The organism is Pseudomonas sp. AS2.8 (assembly GCF_014190935.1).
Lineage (GTDB): Bacteria > Pseudomonadota > Gammaproteobacteria > Pseudomonadales > Pseudomonadaceae > Chryseomonas.
Genome location: NZ_JACHVV010000001.1, coordinates 1,259,131 through 1,276,808, shown reverse-complemented (window position 1 = coordinate 1,276,808; position 17,678 = coordinate 1,259,131). Strand labels below are relative to the sequence as shown.

The following is a 17,678-nucleotide window of genomic DNA, read 5'->3' as shown; positions in this document are numbered from 1 at the left end:
CTCAATGACGCATGCCGCGCCCGCTCACGAGCAGACGGATGCTGACCAGATAAAGCACGACCACGGCGAACAGCATGAAGGCGATCGCCACCCCGATGCGGATGTCGGACACCCCGAGGATGCCGTAGCGGAAGGCGTTGACCATGTGCAGGATCGGATTGACCAGGGACACCTTCTGCCAGAAGGCCGGCAGCAGGTCGATGGAATAGAAGACCCCGCCCAGGTAGGTCAGCGGCGTCAGCACGAAGGTCGGCACGATGGAGATGTCGTCGAAGTTGCGCGCGTAGACGGCGTTGATGAAGCCGCCCAGGGCGAAGATCGCCGCGGTGAGGATGATCACCAGCAGCATGATGCCCAGGTGGTGCACCTGCATGTGGGTGAAGAACAGCGACAGCACGCTGACGATGGCGGCCACGGCCAGGCCACGCAGGATGCCGCCCATGGCATAGCCGATGAGGATGACGTGGGGCGACACCGGCGACACCAGCAGTTCTTCCACCGAGCGCTGGAACTTGCTGCTGAAGAAACTGGAGACCACGTTGCTGTAGGCGTTGGTGATCACCGACATCATGATCAGGCCCGGCACGATGTACTGCATGTAGGTGAAGCCACCCATGCCACCGATGCGATTGCCGATCAGATTACCGAAGATCACGAAGTACAGGACCATGGTGATCGCCGGGGGCAGCAGCGTCTGCGCCCAGATGCGGGTGAAGCGGCGCACTTCGCGATGGACGATGGTCCGCAGCGCCACCATGTTGGCTTGGAATTCGGTACTCATCGGGCGACCTTGGCTAGATTCTTTTCAACCAGGGAGACGAACAGCTCCTCCAGGCGATTGGCTTTGTTTCTCAGGCTCTGCACCTGGATGCCCGCGGCGTCCAGCTGGCGGAACAGGGCGTTGACCCCGCTGGCCTTGTCGATGGCCACCTCGAAGGAGTGATCGCCCAGCAGCCGGGTCGGATAGCCTTCCAGTTGCGGCGCCGCCGTCAGCGGCTGGACCACGTCGACGATGAAGGTCTCGACATTGAGCTTCTGCAGGAGCTTGCGCATGCTGGTGTGCTCGACCAACTCGCCATGATCGATGATGGCGATGTTGCGACAGAGGTGCTCGGCCTCTTCGAGGTAGTGGGTGGTGAGGATGATGCTGGTCCCCTGCTTGTTCAGCTCGGTGAGGAAGCTCCACATGGAGCGGCGCAGCTCGATGTCGACCCCGGCGGTGGGCTCGTCGAGGATCAGCAGGCGCGGCTTGTGGATCAGGGCGCGGGCGATCATCAGCCGCCGCTTCATGCCGCCGGAGAGCATGCGCGAGGGGGTGTCGCGCTTGTCCCACAGCCCGAGCTGGGTCAGGTATTCCTCGGCCCGCTCGCCGGCGATCCGCGCCGGGATGCCGTAGTAGCCCGCCTGGGTCACCACGATGTCGAAGGCCTTCTCGAACTGGTTGAAGTTGAATTCCTGGGGCACCACGCCGAGGCAGCGCTTGAGGCCCGCCGGATCCTTGTCCAGGTCGTTGCCGAACACCGAGACCTCGCCGCCCGACTTGTTTACCAGGGTCGAGAGGATGCCGATGGTGGTCGACTTGCCCGCTCCGTTCGGACCGAGCAGCGCGAAGAAATCACCTTCGACCACATCCAGGTCGATGCCCTTGAGCGCGGTGAAGCCGTTGTTGTAGGTCTTGGTCAGACCACGAATGGAGAGAGCTAGACTCATGTGCCTCCCGGCAAGAACTGATTCGCAAAGAAAAGTGCTACTTCCTATAACCCCGGCAGAGGGCAAAGGTTCGATCCTAGTCGAACCAGACAACGTCGGACAGTGCCCCTATACTGCGCAGCCGCTTTTTCAGGAGACACCCATGGCCACTTCCTATCTCGACCACCACGTTGCCCTTCTCGCCCAGTTGCGTGCGGTCCTGGCCGACGTCGGCACGGCCGAGCAGGTGCCGTCGGAGAATCACGCGCTGTTTCTCGACCGCTTCGACGAGCTGGTCGCCGGCCTGCCGCAGGCGCCCGAAGAATACGCCTATCTCGGCCAGGACCTGCTCAGCCAGATCTTCAGCCGCTATCCGCAGATCGCCCACCGGGTACCGCGCGACCTGCTGTGGTTCTTTGGCGGCGACTGCCTGCACTTCATGCCGGACGAAGAGCTGGCGCTCTATCAGCGACTGGACGAGCGACGCCACGAAGCGGAATCCCGCGGCGAAGTCTTCGACTGGGCACAGGAACAGCGTCTGCTGACCCTGCCGGATGACGCAGCGCGCCACTGAAACGCCGAAGGGCTATCGAACCGGTCGATAGCCCTTCGAATCCGCAAAACGCGCTATCTCTAGTAGTAGGCGTTTTCGCGGTTGGTGTGGTCGGTGACGTCGCGCACGGCGGTGAGCTCGGGGATCCGCTCCAGCAGGGTGCGCTCGACGCCATCCTTGAGGGTCAGATCGACCTGGCCACAGCCCTGGCAGCCGCCGCCGAAACGCAGCACGGCCACGTTGTCGTCGACGATGTCCACCAGGCTGACCATGCCACCATGGCTGGCGAGCCCCGGATTGATCTCGGTCTGCAGGTAGTAGTCGACGCGCTCGTTGAGCGGGCTGTCCTCATTGACCATGGGCACCTTGGCGTTGGGCGCCTTGATGGTCAGCTGACCGCCCATGCGGTCGGTGGCATAGTCCACCAGGGCGTCTTCGAGGAAGGGCTGGCTGATGGCATCGAGATAGGCGGTAAAGCTCTTCAACCCTACCGGCTGGTCATCGGGCTTCTCTTCGCCGGGCTTGCAGTAGGCGATGCAGGTCTCGGCGTACTGGGTGCCGGGCTGGGTAATGAAGATGCGGATACCGATCCCGGGGGTGTTCTGCTTTTCCAACAGGTCGGCCAGGTAATCCTGAGCCGCGTCGGTAATGGTGATGGCGCTCATGGTCACTCCTCAACAGGTGTCCCAAGTTTACGCCACCCCACCCCGCGACGAAAGCCCTAGTGAAACAGTCGGATAATCGTCTCAATCGAGCCGCTGCACGAAACTGGTCACCCGGTTGCGCCCGCCGTGCTTGGACTCGTAGAGCGCCTTGTCCGCCTGCTGGATCATCTGCTCGTGATTGCCCAGGGGCACCGACAGATCGGTGATGCCGATACTGATGGTGAAGGCGATGGGCGTTCCCAGCACGTCGAGACGCATGGCCTCCACGGCCTCGCGCAGGCGCTCGGCGAGCAGCCGCGCGCCCTCCACGCCGGTGTCGAGCAGCACCACGCCGAATTCCTCGCCACCGTAGCGTCCGGCGATGTCGGCATTGCGCACATGGGTCTTGATCACCCCGGCCAGCGCCTTGATCGCCTGGTCGCCCACGGCATGGCCGTGGGTGTCGTTGATGCGCTTGAAGTGATCGATGTCGAGCATCATCAGCGCCAGGCGGCCGCCATAGCGCTGGTGGCGGGCGAATTCCTCGGTGAGGCGCTCTTCCCAGTAACCGCGATTGGCCAGCCCGGTGAGGCGGTCGGTACGCGACAGCTCCTGCAGCTTGTCGTTGGAGAGCTCCAGTTGCCGCTTGTTGATGGCGACGTCGGTGACGTCGTAGATCACCACGCAGATGTGGGCGATGGCACCGGTGGAATCCCGCAGCGGCAGCAGGGTGACGTTCTGGTACATGAAGGCTTCCACGCCGGTGATCGGCTGGTAGCTCTTGAAGTGGACCAGATAGGGTCGCTGTTCCCAGATGGAAAAGGCCCGGGTACCCAGCAGCACCACGCTCTCGGCCTTGGCACGAAACCAGGCTTCGTCGATCTCGGCGAAGACGGCGAACAGCGATTGCTGGCTGACCTCGCTGAGGATCCGCCCGGAATGGTTTTCCATGAAGCTGTTCCAGACCTCGATGCGATAGTCGAGGTCCAGCACCACCACGCCGACATCGATGTTCTGCACGATGTCCAGCAGCCAGTGGAGTTCATTGATATCGATCTGTGCCGCCATGCTCAACTCATCAGGTAGCCGATCTTGCGGGTGATGCGCTTCACCGAATCCTCGGTGAACAGCAGCAGCAGATCGAAGTGGACGTTATGGCCTTCCAGGCTGTAGCTGAGCTCGACCGCCAGGGTCTTCTTCCAGCGCGTCTTGTTGACGACGATGAGTTCGTCGATCGACGCGTGGTGGCCGAGGATGGTCGGATGGCCCTGGGAAAAGCGGATATCGAACTGCTCGGCGATGCCGGCCAGGCAGGCGCCGATGATGATGCTCGACAGGTCCAGCAGCATCTCGATGTCGCCAGACTCCCCCGCCTCGCGCCAGCGCACCAGCTGCGCCATGTCGTCGAATTCCGAGTCATGGAAGATCAGCAGCGCCTCGCCGGCGATGCCCTCGCCGATGTAACCCTGGCAGACCGCACTGAGGCGATCCTCACGCTGGGCGTCCACCAACGTCATGTGCAGTTCGCTGACTTCCAGGATATTGACGTTGGGAATCGGCAGCTGGACGAAGACGTTCAGCGCCTTGGCCAGCAGCGCGCCGGCACGGCCCATGGAGACGTTGACCACCTCGCGGAAGGCATCGCGGAAACTGACCTCCAGCTCGGGGCGCGGGACGGGTTCCGCCGGCACCGCCGGATTGGGACTGTAGAGGCCGTGGCGTGCGAGCACCGCGGCCAGTTCGGCGGGATCGGCGGGCTTGCGCAGGAAGTCCAGGGCGCCCAGTTCACGGACCCGGGCTACCGCCTGTTCCTGGACGTCGCCGGAAACGACGATCACCTTGACCGCCAGGCCTTCGTTGCGGATAGCCGCCAGGGTGCCGTAGCCATCCAGGATCGGCATGGTCAGGTCCAGCAGCATCACCTGGCCCAGACCCTGGCGCAGCGCCGTGAGGGCTTCCTCGCCATTGGTGGCCTGGGTGATGGATACCGGCCAGCCTTCGGGCAGGGAGCGAACCAGCTGCTTGCGCGCCATGTTCGAGTCGTCGCATATCACCAGAGGAATCACGGCCACCTTCCATGACGCAGTTTTGACGCACAGTAAACGTCGGTCATCTGTCAGTAAAGCAGCACTTCGAAGGCCTGCCCACCGGCCGCTCTAGATCGTCAGACGTTTACGCCATGAAAGACTCGCCGACCCTGCATGAGCGCTGTTCATCATGGACCGTCGCCAATACCGGGGTGTCCGCCGGCTTTTGCTATGCTGCCACCCTTTGTCCCGCGTCTCTTCATCTCTGTGGAATGCCCATGACCGATCGCAGCTCTCGCCTCGCCGCCCTCCGCCACGCCCTCGCGCAGCGCATCCTCATCCTCGACGGCGGCATGGGCACCATGATCCAGAGCTATCGGCTGGAGGAAGCGGACTACCGCGGCGAGCGCTTCGCCGACTGGCCGAGCGACGTCAAGGGCAACAACGACCTCCTGCTGCTGACCCAGCCGCGGATCATCGCCGAGATCGAAAAGGCCTACCTGGATGCCGGCGCCGATATCCTGGAAACCAACACCTTCAATGCCACGCGCGTCTCCCAGGCCGACTACGGCATGGAAGCCATCACCTACGAGCTGAACCTGGCCGGCGCCCGGGTCGCCCGCGAGGTGGCCGACGCCAAGACCCTGGAGACCCCGGATCGTCCGCGTTTCGTCGCTGGGGTCCTCGGCCCGACCAGTCGGACCTGCTCCATCTCTCCGGACGTCAACAACCCCGGCTATCGCAACGTCACCTTCGATGTGCTGGTGGAGAACTACACCGAGGCCACCCGTGGCCTGATCGAAGGCGGCGCCGACCTCATCCTGATCGAGACCATCTTCGACACCCTCAACGCCAAGGCCGCGATCTTTGCGGTCCAGGGCGTGTTCGAGGAGGTCGGCATCGAGCTGCCGATCATGATCTCCGGCACCATCACCGACGCCTCCGGCCGTACCCTGTCGGGCCAGACCACCGAAGCCTTCTGGAACTCGGTGCGGCACGCCCAGCCGCTTTCCGTCGGCCTCAACTGCGCCCTGGGGGCCAAGGAACTGCGGCCCTATGTCGAGGAGCTGGCAACCAAGGCCGACACCTTCGTCTCCGCCCACCCCAACGCCGGCTTGCCCAACGCCTTCGGCGAATACGACGAAAGCCCCGCGCAGATGGCGGCGGTGGTCGAGGAATTCGCTGCCAGCGGCCTGCTCAATATCGTCGGCGGCTGCTGCGGCACCACGCCGGCGCATATCCAGGCCATCGCCGAGGCGGTCGCCAAGCATCCGCCGCGGCAGCTGCCGAAGATCCCCAAGGCCTGCCGCCTGTCCGGCCTGGAACCCTTCACCATCAGCCGCGAGTCGCTGTTCGTCAACGTCGGCGAGCGCACCAACATCACCGGTTCGGCCAAGTTCGCCCGCCTGATCCGCGAAGAGAACTACGCCGAGGCCCTGGAAGTGGCCCAGCAGCAGGTGGAAGCCGGCGCCCAGGTCATCGACATCAACATGGACGAGGGCATGCTGGATTCGAAGGCGGCCATGGTCACCTTCCTCAACCTGATCGCCTCCGAGCCGGACATCTCCCGCGTACCGATCATGATCGACTCCTCCAAGTGGGAGGTGATCGAGGCCGGTCTCAAGTGCATCCAGGGCAAGGGCATCGTCAATTCCATCTCCATGAAGGAAGGGGTCGAGTCCTTCATCCATCACGCCAAGCTGTGCAAGAGATACGGCGCGGCGGTGGTGGTCATGGCCTTCGACGAAGACGGCCAGGCCGACACCGAGGCGCGCAAGAACGAGATCTGCGCGCGTTCCTACGACATCCTGGTCAACCAGGTCGGCTTCCCGCCGGAAGACATCATCTTCGACCCCAACATCTTCGCCGTGGCGACCGGGATCGAGGAGCACAACAACTATGCGGTCGACTTCATCAACGCCTGCGCCTTCATCCGCGACAACCTGCCCTACGCCCTGACCTCGGGCGGCGTGTCCAACGTCTCCTTCTCCTTCCGCGGCAACAACCCGGTGCGCGAGGCCATCCACTCGGTCTTCCTTTACCACGCCATCCAGAACGGCCTGACCATGGGCATCGTCAACGCCGGCCAGCTGGAGATCTATGACGAGATCCCGGCCGCCCTGCGCGAGCGGGTCGAGGACGTGGTGCTCAACCGCACTCCGGCCGGCACCGACGCCCTGTTGGCGATCGCCGACGACTACAGGGGCGGCGGCGCGGTCAAGGAAGCCGAGACCGAGGAATGGCGCGGCCTGCCGGTGGGCAAACGGCTGGAGCATGCGCTGGTCAAGGGCATCACCACCTATATCGTCGAGGACACCGAGGAGTGCCGCCAGCAGTGCGCGCGCCCCATCGAGGTCATCGAGGGCCCGTTGATGAGCGGCATGAACGTGGTCGGCGACCTGTTCGGCTCGGGCAAGATGTTCCTGCCCCAGGTGGTCAAGTCCGCCCGGGTGATGAAGCAGGCGGTGGCGCACCTGATCCCCTTCATCGAGGCGGAGAAAGGCGACAAGCCCGAGGCCAAGGGCAAGATCCTCATGGCCACGGTCAAGGGCGACGTCCACGACATCGGCAAGAACATCGTCGGCGTGGTGCTGGGCTGCAACGGCTATGACATCGTCGACCTGGGCGTCATGGTCCCGGCGGAAAAGATCCTGCAGACCGCCATCGCCGAGAAGTGCGACATCATCGGCCTGTCCGGCCTGATCACCCCCTCGCTGGACGAGATGGTCCACGTCGCCAAGGAGATGCAGCGCCAGGGCTTCACCCTGCCCTTGATGATCGGCGGCGCCACCACCTCCAAGGCCCATACCGCGGTCAAGATCGAGCCGCAGTACAAGAACGATGCGGTGGTCTACGTCACCGATGCCTCGCGTGCGGTGGGCGTCGCTACCCAGTTGCTCTCCAAGGAACTCAAGGCCGGCTTCGTCGAGCGCACGCGCGCCGATTACGTCGAGGTCCGCGAGCGCACCGCCAATCGCAGCGCCCGCACCGAACGCCTGTCTTACGAAAAGGCCGTGGCCAACAAGCCCGCCTTCAACTGGCTGGGCTACCAGGCGCCCACGCCCAGCTTCACCGGCACCCGGGTGCTGGAAGACATCGACCTGGCGGTCCTGGCCGAGTACATCGACTGGACGCCCTTCTTCATCTCCTGGGACCTGGCCGGCAAGTACCCGCGCATCCTCACCGACGAGGTGGTGGGTGAAGCGGCCACCGCGCTGTTCCACGACGCCCAGGCTATGCTCAGCAAGCTGATCGACGAGAAGCTGATCAGGGCCCGCGCCGTGTTCGGCTTCTGGCCGGCCAACCAGGTCCGCGACGACGACCTGGAAGTCTATGGCGAGGACGGCCAGCCCCTGGCCACCCTGCACCACCTGCGCCAGCAGACCATCAAGCCAGAGGGCAAGCCCAACCTGTCCCTGGCCGACTTCGTCGCGCCCAAGGAGACGGGCGTGACCGACTATATGGGCGGCTTCATCGTCACCGCCGGTATCGGCGCCGAGGAGCTGGCCAAGGACTACGAGCGCAAGGGCGACGACTACAACTCGATCATGGTCAAGGCCCTGGCCGACCGCCTCGCCGAAGCCTGCGCCGAGTGGCTGCACGCGCAGGTGCGCAAGGAGCACTGGGGCTATGCCGCGGACGAGACCCTGGACAACGAGGCGCTGATCCGCGAGCAGTACAAGGGCATCCGCCCTGCCCCCGGCTATCCGGCCTGCCCCGATCACACCGAGAAGGCCACCCTGTTCAAGCTGCTGGACCCCGAGGCCAGCTTCAACGAGGCCGGTCGCAGCGGCGTCTTCCTCACCGAGCACTACGCCATGTTCCCGGCGGCCGCCGTCAGCGGCTGGTACTTTGCCCATCCCGAAGCCCAGTACTTCGCCGTGGGCAAGATCGACCGGGATCAGGTGGGCAGCTACACCGAGCGCAAGGGTCAGGAGCTGGCGGTGACGGAGCGGTGGCTGGCGCCGAATCTGGGGTACGACAACTAGCCCGGCAGACGCCTCAGGTAACAAAAACGCGGCCCTTTTCGCGGGCGTCCCTACTAGGGTGTAGGGACTTCCATCGACGAGGACCGCGTGCCCATGAAAGGCCTTACCCTAGCCGCCGGCAGTCTCCTGCTCGGTCTCGCCACCCTGAATGCCAGTGCCGCGCCCCAGGCGCTGAGTGAAGCTCAGTGGCCCTTCACCGCCACGCCACGGGCCACCCTGGACGCACCCTGGGCCATCGCCTTCCTGCCGGACGGCACGGCGCTGGTCACCGAGAAAGGCGGCGTCCTCAAGCACCTGAACGTGCAGACCGGCCAGGCCCAGGACATCAGCGGGGTACCCAAGGTGGTCGCCGCCGGCCAGGGCGGGCTGGGCGATGTCATCCTGCACCCCCAATACGCCGGCAACAGGCTGATCTACCTGAGCTATGCCGAGGCCGGGGCAGACGGTACCCAGGGAGCGGCGGTAGCGCGGGCCAAGCTGGCATTGAAGGATGACGGCAGCGGCTCGCTCAGCGAACTTAGGGTGATCTGGCGACAGACGCCGAAGGTCACTGGCAACGGCCACTATGGCCATCGCATGAGATTTGGCCCGGACGGCAAGCTTTGGATTACCTCTGGTGAGCGGCAAAAATTCACCCCCGCTCAAGATATGAATAGCAATCTTGGAAAGATCGTTCGTATCAATGAAGACGGACGAGTTCCTTTAGACAATCCCTTTGCCAAAGACGGTGGAGTGGCTGCTCAGGTGTGGTCTCTCGGCCATCGTAATCCGCTGGGCATCGCCTTCGACGCCCAGGGCAGGCTATGGGAACAGGAAATGGGACCGCAGGGCGGCGACGAGCTGAACCTGATCCAGCGCGGCAGCAACTACGGCTATCCCGAGGTCTCCAATGGCGACCATTACGGTGGCAAGCCGATTCCGGATCACGCGACCCGTCCGGAATTCATCCCACCGAAGATCACCTGGACGCCGGTGATCTCGCCGGCCGGCCTGATGATCTACGCGGGCGACCGCTTCCCTGCCTGGAAGGGCAATGCCTTCATCGGCGGGCTGTCGTCCAAGGCGCTGGTGCGGATCGAACTCAAGGGCGAAGAAGCGCGCGAGGTGGAACGCTATGCCATGGGTACGCGCATCCGCGACGTCGAGGAAGGCCCCAACGGCAGCCTCTGGGTGCTGGAAGACGGCGCCAAGGCGCGACTGCTCGAATTGCAGCCGAAGTAGCGGCAGGCGTCACCCAGGGAGGGGTGACCGCCGACTCAGCGCAGCTCGGAAGGCGAGCGGCGAACGATCTTGATCGAATGCTTGATCTCGGGCTTACGGGTCACGCTGATCGGCCGCTTGGTGACGGTGTCCAAGGTGATGTTCCAGAAGCCGGTGCTGGGTACCGTGATCCGCGCCGGAAAGGTGTCGAAGGCGCCGCCATGGTAGGAGTGGCGGCCGCCGTTCTTGAAGCTGCGGAAATTGGCATCGTTCATCAGGCGGATGTTGCACACCCCCGAACTCTGGATGACGACCAGGTCGCCCTCGTTGAGATGCTCGCGCTGGTGGATGAACTTCATGACGGGTCCTCGTCTTGCAAAGGACTAGGATAGCATCCCTGCCCTGTCCTATTATCGCCGCCCGCCCCCGACCTGCCCTTTTCCCATGCGTATTTCCGATGTCGTCCAGTCTCTCGCCGATGCCGGCGCCAAGCCCAAGCACAGTGCCCGGATCCTGCGCGCCTGGTGCCAGGGGCTGCCCCTGGATACCGGCACCCGGCGCCAGCAGGCGGAAAACTTCCTGCCACTGGAGGTGCGCCAGGCCATCCCGGCGCTGACCGCGCGGCTGGAAGGCCTGGCCCGGGTGACCTCGGAGCACCCGGGGGCCGACGGTTCGGCACGGATGCTGGTGACCCTTGGCGATGGCCAGGCGGTGGAAAGCGTGCTGTTGCCCCGCGATGGGCTTTGCGTGTCGTCCCAGGTCGGTTGCGCGGTGGGCTGCGTCTTCTGCATGACTGGCAAGAGCGGCCTCCTGCGTCAGGTGGGCAGCGCCGAGATCGTCGCCCAAGTGGCCCTGGCGCGACGCATTAGGTCGGTCAAGAAGGTGGTCTTCATGGGCATGGGCGAGCCGGCGCACAACCTGGACAACGTGCTGGAAGCCATCGACCTGCTGGGCACGGCCGGCGGGATCGGCCATCGCAACCTGGTGTTTTCCACCGTCGGCGATCCGCGGGTGTTCGACCGCCTGCCCCGGCAGGCGGTCAGGCCGGCGCTGGCGCTGTCGCTGCACAGCACCAATGCCGAGCGGCGGGCCCGGCTGCTGCCCAAGGCGCCCCGCTACGAACCGGGCGAGCTGATCGAACAGGGTGAAGCCTATGCCCGGTTGATCGGCTATCCGATTCAGTACCAGTGGACGCTGCTGGCCGGCATCAACGACGGCCAGGACGAGATGGACGAATTGCTGCGGCTGATGAAGGGCAAGTACGGCGTGCTCAACCTGATTCCCTACAACAGCCTGGAAGTGGACGACTACCAGCGCCCCGACGGCGAGCGCATCGTGCAGATCGTGCGCTACCTGCACAGCCGCGGCCTGCTCACCAAGGTGCGCAATTCCGCGGGCCAGGATGTCGATGGCGGTTGTGGCCAGCTGCGCGCCCGGGCCGAGGTGCTGCGCCCCGTACGGGTCAGCGCCTGACCGATCGTCCTGCGCGCGGCCCCGCCCATCAGGTGCGGCGGAACGCCCGGCCTGGTGTTCCCTCAGAGTGCATTCGCACCATTCAGAGGGAAGCTTTTCCATGCAGGATCGCATCAAACGCCACGACCCCTTCATCGCCGGCCTGAAGGAACGCCTGCCCGAAGAGCTGCGTGAATCCTTTACCGAGGAGCAGCTGGAAGCCCTCAAGCTGGCCTTCGGCACCCGCAGCTGGGGCAAGCACAGTGTCGATCTTCGCGGCACCGTCAAGTTCTGGCACCGCCGCTACTACTTCGTCTTCCTCGCCGGTCGCAACTACCGTCAGCTCTCGCGCCTGGAGCAGGAATTGTCCCTGCTCGGCAAGGCCACGGTGCTGGCGGTGATCCTGCTGGCCTGCGGCCTGGTGGGCCTGCTGCTGCTCTATCTGCTCAAGTCGGCGCTGGGCATCGACATCTTTCCCGACTACTCCTTCGGAGTTTGGACCTGGTTCAAGGGTCTATTCGACTAGCACGGATTCGCTTGACCCTGGCAGGGAGGCTTGCCCCTCGGGAGACCTCCTATGCCCCACTTGAATCGCCGCCGGACCCTTGGCCTGCTGGCTGCCAGTGCCGCCCTGCCCCTGCTGGGCGGCTATCCGCTCCACGCCTTCGCGGCGGACGACGAATATCTCGCCCTGGTCGAGAAGGAAGCCCCCGGCATCGGCTTTTATCGCCTGGCCGACGGCAAGCGCGTCGGCGGCCTGGAACTGCCCGAGCAACCCCACGAGATCGTCGCCAACCGCCAGGGTCGCTATGCCTACGTCGGCCAGTACGGGGTCAAGAGCTGGCAGGCGCCTGGCGAGGGCGGCCACCAGGTCAGCGTGATCGATCTCGCCGAGCGCCGGCTGGTGAGATCCATCGACCTGTCGCCCTATCACCGCCTGCACGGCATGCGCCTGGACGACCAGGGTCGCCTCTATGTGCTCAGCGAGACCGACTCGCTGCTCATCCGCTTCGATCAACCCGCCACCGCCGAATCACCCAGCCAGATCGTCCCGGTCGGCGGCACCCGCAGCCACTACTTCGTACTGACCCGTGACGGCCGTCGTGCCTATGTTGCCGATACCCTGAGCGGTCTGGTGATCCTGGTCGATGCGCACAATCCCGCCGTGCTGCCGGTGAAAAGGTATCTTGGCCAGGCGCCGGAGGGCTGCTGCCTGAGTCCGGACGAGCGCACCTTCTATGTGCTGGATCGCTTCGCCGGCATCCTCCATGCGCTGGATGCCCGCGACCTGACGCCGCTCCGCCAGGTCAAGCTGCGCGGCGAAGCGGTACGGGTAGCCGCCCTACCCGATGGCCGCCTGCTGGTTTCCAACCTGGCGGACAAGAGCCTCTCGCTGCTGCGGCCCGATACCCTCGCCGAAGCCGCCTATCTGCCCATGGGCAGCTCGGTGCCCGGACTCAACCTTGATCCCCGTGGCGAGCGCCTGTTCGCGGCCCTGGAAGACAACCAGCTGGCGGTGGTCGATCTGCGCAGCTGGCGCGAGATCCGCCGCTTCGCTACCGGCAAGGCGCCGGATACCGCCGTGGTCTTTCGCGCCTGAGACTCCGCAGTAGGGGGATTCGCTGCCAACCAGTCAGCGGATCCGCGAGGCACGAGAATCATCCGCATTTAACAATCTGAATCATTGTGATACAAATCACCGACCTGCGGGCGCCTCTGCGCCCCTTCGCTTCCGTCGGTGATAGCTTTCATGCTCGTTCCCTTTCTGATCATGCTCCGCGAAGGCATCGAAGCGGCGCTCATCGTTGGCATCATCGCCAGCTATCTGCAACGGACCGGTCGCGGCCACTGGATGCCCGCGGTCTGGATCGGCGTGATGCTGGCCGCCGCCCTGTCGCTGTTCGTCGGCGCCGGCCTGCAACTGGCCAGCGCCGAATTCCCGCAGCGTCAGCAGGAGCTGTTCGAAGCGGTGGTCGGCCTGGCAGCCACCGCCATCCTCACCTCCATGGTGTTCTGGATGCGCAAGGCGGCGCGTTCGATCAAGACCGAACTGCACGACTCCCTGGAGAACGCCCTGTCCGCCTCGCGCAACCAGGTATATGCCCTGATCGGGATGGTCTTCCTGGCGGTCGCCCGCGAGGGCCTGGAAACCGTGTTCTTCCTGCTGGCGATCTTCCAGCAGAGCGCCGGCCCCGGCGCGCCCGTGGGTGCCCTGCTGGGGCTGATCATCGCCATTGCCGTGGGCTATGGCCTCTATACCGGTGGCGTGCGCCTGAACCTGGGCAAGTTCTTCCGCTTCACCGGCCTGTTCATCCTCTTCGTCGCGGCTGGCCTGTTCACCAACTCGGTCAAGGCCCTGCATGAAGCCGGCCTGTGGAATTCGCTGCAGCAGGTGCTGTTCGACTGGAGTCACGTACTGCCCGCCGACGGCCCGGTCGGTACGGTACTGGCCGGGATGTTCGGCTATCAGGACACCCCGACCGTCAGCACCCTTGGCGCCTACCTGCTGTTCCTGGCAGTCACCCTGCCGCTGTTCTTCCGTACCCCGGCGCCGCCCCAGCGTCCTGCCGTGACCACCCCTGCCTCGCTGGAGCGCCCGTCTTGAACAACGCCAACCCCCATTCGCCGAAGCACGGCTCCACGGCCATGCGCCTGGCCGTGGTCGGCTCGGCCACGCTGCTGATCGTGGCGGCCGCCGCCTTCTACTACGCCTCGCGCTCCGCAGGCGAGCGTCACGCCAGTGTGGCCGACGGCGAAATCAAGGTCGATATCCTGGCCAATCGCTGCGAACCCAACGCCCTGGAAGTGCCTGCCGGGCCGGCGCGCTTTCGTATCGTCAACCGCTCGGACCGGGCGGTGGAGTGGGAGATTCTCGATGGCGTCCTGGTGGTCGAGGAGCGCGAGAACATCGCCCCCGGCCTCAGCCAGGTCATCAATGCCACCCTGGCCCCTGGTGACTACGCCATCACCTGCGGTCTGCTGAGCAATCCGCGCGGCACGCTGAAGGTACTGCCGACCGCCGCCTCGGAAGCCGCCAGCAAGGCCGGTCCGACCCTGACCCAGTTCGTCGGCCCGCTGTCGGAATACCGCGTCTACCTGAATCAGCAGAGCCGCCTGTTGCTGCAGGGCCTCGCCACCCTGCAGCAGGCGCTGGCTGCGGGCGACCTGGAGCAGGCGCGCGCCGCCTATGCGGCAGCCCGCCTGCCCTACCAGCGCCTGGCAGCGACCGCGCAGCGCTTCGCCGAACTGGACAATCGCCTCAACGCCCGTGCCGACTACTATGAAAAGCGCGAGCAGGATCCGGCCTTCGGTGGCTTCCATCGCCTCGAACAGGCACTCTTCGCCGGCAACAGCACCCAGGACCTGGCACCGGTCGCCACCCGCCTCGAGCAGGACGCCGCCGCCCTGCGCGACGCCCTGCTCGGTCAGTCGCTGCCGCCCGAGCAACTCAGCGGCAACGCCGCGCGCCTGCTGCACAACCTGGCCAGTACCCGTATCTCGGGCGAAGAAGAACGCTACAGCCAGCTCGTCCTGCCCGGTTTCGCCGCCAATCTGGACGGCACGCGCAAGGTGATCGAGTTGCTGCGCCCGCTGCTCGGCAAGGGGCATCCCGAGCTGCAGCAACGCCTGGATACCCAGGCCGACGCCTTGGCCGCGGCCCTGGGCGATGTCCAGCGCCCCTACTCTTCCCTGTCCCCTGACGACCGCCAGCGCATCGCCGCCGCGGCCCAGGCCCTGGCCGACTCGCTCGACCAGGTCGCCCCGGCCCTCGGCCTTGCCGCGACCAAGACCACGCCATGAAGAAGTCCGCTCCCGATCAGCCCAACATCGAACGTCGCCGCCTGCTGGGTGGCCTCGGCGCCGCCAGCGTGGCCCTGGCCGGTGCCGGGCTCTGCCCGATGCACGCCCGAGCGGCCAGCACCGCCGAGGTGACCCGTGCCCCCGGCAGCGCCAATACCCACCAGCGCCAGGCGTTCCTGGGCCGGCACCAGAGCGGCGTCGTCACCCCGCGTCCGGCGGCCGGAATGATCGTGGCCTTCGATGTGCTGGCCAGCGATCGTGAGGACCTGGAACGCCTGCTGCGGACCCTCGACGAGCGCATCCGCTTTCTCATGCAGGGTGGCCCGGTGCCGGAGGTCGATCCCAGGTTGCCGCCGCTGGATTCCGGCATCCTCGGCCCGGTGGTCACGCCGGACAACCTCACCATCACCGTCTCGGTGGGTGAGTCGCTATTCGACGACCGCTTCGGCCTGAGCGCGGTCAAGCCGCGGCAACTGCAACGCATGACCGGCTTTCCCAACGACGCCCTGGAAGCGGACTGCTGCCACGGCGATCTCTGCCTGCAGTTCTGTGCCAACACCCCGGACACCAACATCCACGCCCTGCGCGACATCGTGAAGAACCTGCCCGACCTGCTGGCGATCCGCTGGAAGCAGGAAGGCAGCGTGCCGGTGCAGGATCCGCCACCCGGGCAACCCGCGGAGAGCGCGCGCAACTTCCTCGGCTTTCGCGACGGCTCGGCCAACCCCGACTCCACCGACCCGCAGGCGATGGACCGGATCGTCTGGGTCCAGCCCGGCAGCAGCGAGCCGGCCTGGGCCGCCCAGGGCAGCTACCAGGCGGTGCGCCTCATCCGCAATTTCGTCGAGCGCTGGGATCGCACCCCGCTGCAGGAGCAGGAAGCCATCTTCGGGCGGCGCAAGGCCAGTGGCGCGCCCATGGCTGGCGGTCACGAGACCGATGTGCCGGATTACGCCAGCGATCCCAAGGGCAAGGTCACGCCGCTGGACGCCCATATCCGCCTGGCCAACCCCCGCACCGCGGCAAGCCAGCGCAACCTGATCCTGCGCCGCCCCTTCAACTACTCCAATGGCGTACGCAAGAACGGCCAGCTCGACATGGGCCTGCTGTTCATCGCCTACCAGGCCGATCTGGAACAGGGCTTCATCGCCGTGCAGAAGCGTCTGGATGGCGAACCCCTGGAGGAATACATCAAGCCCATCGGCGGCGGTTACTTCTTCGTCCTGCCGGGGATCACCGATGCCAAGGACTACCTCGGCCGCAGCCTGCTGGCCGCCGCATCGCTTTAACACCTCGACAGGAGAAGTCGAATGAAACGCTCGTTCCTCGCCGTTGCCCTCGGTCTGGCCCTCGCCACGCCGGCCTTCGCTGCCAACTCGCCGCTGGATCTGGTCGGCCCCATCTCCGACTACAAGATCTATGTCACCGACAACCTGGCCAAGCTCACCGAGCAGACCCAGGCCTTCACCGCGGCGGTCAAGCGCGGCGACCTGGCCACCGCACGCAAGCTCTACGCCCCGACCCGGGTCTCCTACGAGCAGGTCGAGCCCATCGCCGAACTCTTCAGCGACCTGGACGCCGCCATCGACTCCCGCGAAGACGACCACGAGCAGGGCGTCAAGTCCGAGGACTTCACCGGCTTCCATCGCCTGGAGCACGCCCTCTTCACCCAGAACACCACCGAAGGCCAGGGCCCCCTCGCCGACAAGCTGCTGGCCGACGTCAAGGACCTGCAGGCCCGCGTCGACGGCCTGACCTTCCCGCCGGAAAAGGTGGTGGGTGGCGCCGCGGCGCTGATGGAGGAAGTGGCGGCGACCAAGGTGTCGGGCGAGGAAGAGCGCTACAGCCACACCGATCTCTACGACTTCCAGGCCAACGTCGACGGCGCCAAGAAGATCGTCGACCTGTTCCGCCCGCAGATCGAGAAGCAGGACCAGGCCTTTGTCGCCAAGGTCGACAAGAACTTCGCCACGGTCGACAAGATCCTGGCCAAGTACAAGACTAAGGACGGTGGCTTCGAGACCTACGACAAGGTCAGCGAGCGTGATCGCAAGGCCCTGGTCGGTCCGGTCAACACCCTGGCCGAAGACCTCTCCACCCTGCGCGGCAAGCTGGGGCTGAACTGAGGCCCGCGGTGGGCGGTGTCCGGCGCCGTCCACCCCACTCCCGCTTATCGCCGGAATAGATTTATATATAAAGAAACATCGCTTTTAAGCATATAGACCTGCTGCTATCGTGCACGGCCTAGAAAAGTCGCCAGAGCGCCCTCCGGGTGCCCAAGACTTCGATCACGCGCAGCCGTGCGCGCCGCCTGACAGCAGGA

General features: G+C 65.2%; 16 protein-coding genes. 10 read left to right on the top strand and 6 right to left on the bottom strand.

Features of this window, described 5'->3' with window-relative positions:
• Position 1: 1 nt before the first annotated feature.
• Entirely contained in the window at positions 2 to 781 is a 780-nt protein-coding gene (locus tag FHR73_RS05775) for an ABC transporter permease (protein WP_183629964.1), read from the bottom strand.
• Complete coding sequence (locus tag FHR73_RS05770) at positions 778 to 1,710, bottom strand: ABC transporter ATP-binding protein (RefSeq protein ID WP_183629963.1); 933 nt, start codon at positions 1,708 to 1,710, stop codon at positions 778 to 780. Before FHR73_RS05770 ends, FHR73_RS05775 begins: the two co-directional genes overlap by 4 nt.
• 142 nt (positions 1,711 to 1,852) lie before the next feature.
• On the opposite strand from FHR73_RS05770, the gene FHR73_RS05765 reads away from it, so the two are divergent.
• Positions 1,853 to 2,263, top strand: coding sequence for a PA2817 family protein (locus tag FHR73_RS05765; RefSeq protein WP_183629962.1), 411 nt, complete (start codon positions 1,853 to 1,855; stop codon positions 2,261 to 2,263).
• A gap of 59 nt (positions 2,264 to 2,322) precedes the next feature.
• Here the strand turns inward: FHR73_RS05765 and nfuA are convergent, their stop codons facing one another.
• From nfuA to FHR73_RS05750, 3 genes are all read right to left on the bottom strand, one after another.
• A complete protein-coding gene (gene nfuA, locus FHR73_RS05760) occupies positions 2,323 to 2,907 on the bottom strand; it encodes a Fe-S biogenesis protein NfuA (protein ID WP_133863080.1) in 585 nt (194 codons plus the stop codon).
• Between the two features lie 81 nt (positions 2,908 to 2,988).
• On the bottom strand, positions 2,989 to 3,954 hold the full coding sequence (locus FHR73_RS05755; RefSeq protein ID WP_183629961.1) for a diguanylate cyclase: 966 nt from the start codon (positions 3,952 to 3,954) through the stop codon (positions 2,989 to 2,991).
• Positions 3,955 to 3,956: 2 nt separating this feature from the next.
• A complete protein-coding gene (locus tag FHR73_RS05750) occupies positions 3,957 to 4,919 on the bottom strand; it encodes a response regulator (RefSeq protein ID WP_221191408.1) in 963 nt (320 codons plus the stop codon).
• A 266-nt stretch (positions 4,920 to 5,185) separates the two neighbouring features.
• Between FHR73_RS05750 and metH the strand changes: the two genes are divergently transcribed.
• Together metH and FHR73_RS05740 are read left to right on the top strand one after the other, a co-directional pair.
• Positions 5,186 to 8,902 (top strand): methionine synthase, encoded by a 3,717-nt coding sequence (gene metH, locus FHR73_RS05745; protein ID WP_183629959.1) that lies wholly within the window; start codon positions 5,186 to 5,188, stop codon positions 8,900 to 8,902.
• Between the two features lie 93 nt (positions 8,903 to 8,995).
• A complete protein-coding gene (locus tag FHR73_RS05740; RefSeq protein ID WP_183629958.1) occupies positions 8,996 to 10,123 on the top strand; it encodes a PQQ-dependent sugar dehydrogenase in 1,128 nt (375 codons plus the stop codon).
• Between the two features lie 35 nt (positions 10,124 to 10,158).
• Here the strand turns inward: FHR73_RS05740 and FHR73_RS05735 are convergent, their stop codons facing one another.
• Positions 10,159 to 10,461, bottom strand: coding sequence for a DUF1883 domain-containing protein (locus FHR73_RS05735; protein WP_133863084.1), 303 nt, complete (start codon positions 10,459 to 10,461; stop codon positions 10,159 to 10,161).
• A gap of 85 nt (positions 10,462 to 10,546) precedes the next feature.
• Between FHR73_RS05735 and FHR73_RS05730 the strand changes: the two genes are divergently transcribed.
• The 7 genes from FHR73_RS05730 to efeO (FHR73_RS05700) all read left to right on the top strand — a co-directional run bounded on the left by FHR73_RS05730 (position 10,547) and on the right by efeO (FHR73_RS05700) (position 17,481).
• Entirely contained in the window at positions 10,547 to 11,575 is a 1,029-nt protein-coding gene (locus tag FHR73_RS05730; RefSeq protein WP_183629957.1) for an RNA methyltransferase, read from the top strand.
• 100 nt (positions 11,576 to 11,675) lie between these two features.
• Positions 11,676 to 12,080, top strand: a complete 405-nt coding sequence (locus FHR73_RS05725) for a hypothetical protein (protein WP_007158404.1) — start codon at positions 11,676 to 11,678, stop codon at positions 12,078 to 12,080.
• Positions 12,081 to 12,131: 51 nt separating this feature from the next.
• Entirely contained in the window at positions 12,132 to 13,154 is a 1,023-nt protein-coding gene (locus FHR73_RS05720) for a YncE family protein (protein ID WP_183629956.1), read from the top strand.
• Between the two features lie 150 nt (positions 13,155 to 13,304).
• Positions 13,305 to 14,159 carry an iron uptake transporter permease EfeU gene (efeU, locus tag FHR73_RS05715; RefSeq protein WP_183629955.1) on the top strand — a complete coding sequence of 285 codons (855 nt, stop codon included), beginning with the start codon at positions 13,305 to 13,307 and terminating at the stop codon, positions 14,157 to 14,159.
• Positions 14,156 to 15,355: an iron uptake system protein EfeO gene (gene efeO / locus FHR73_RS05710; protein WP_409258652.1), complete on the top strand. Its 1,200-nt coding sequence runs from the start codon at positions 14,156 to 14,158 to the stop codon at positions 15,353 to 15,355. Before efeU ends, efeO (FHR73_RS05710) begins: the two co-directional genes overlap by 4 nt.
• The gene (efeB, locus tag FHR73_RS05705; protein WP_183629954.1) at positions 15,352 to 16,644 is read left to right on the top strand and encodes an iron uptake transporter deferrochelatase/peroxidase subunit; all 1,293 of its coding nucleotides are present in this window, start codon (positions 15,352 to 15,354) and stop codon (positions 16,642 to 16,644) included. The genes efeO (FHR73_RS05710) and efeB overlap by 4 nt, the downstream gene beginning before the upstream one ends.
• A 21-nt stretch (positions 16,645 to 16,665) precedes the next feature.
• Positions 16,666 to 17,481 carry an iron uptake system protein EfeO gene (gene efeO, locus FHR73_RS05700; RefSeq protein WP_183629953.1) on the top strand — a complete coding sequence of 272 codons (816 nt, stop codon included), beginning with the start codon at positions 16,666 to 16,668 and terminating at the stop codon, positions 17,479 to 17,481.
• The last annotated feature ends 197 nt before the right edge of the window (positions 17,482 to 17,678 follow it).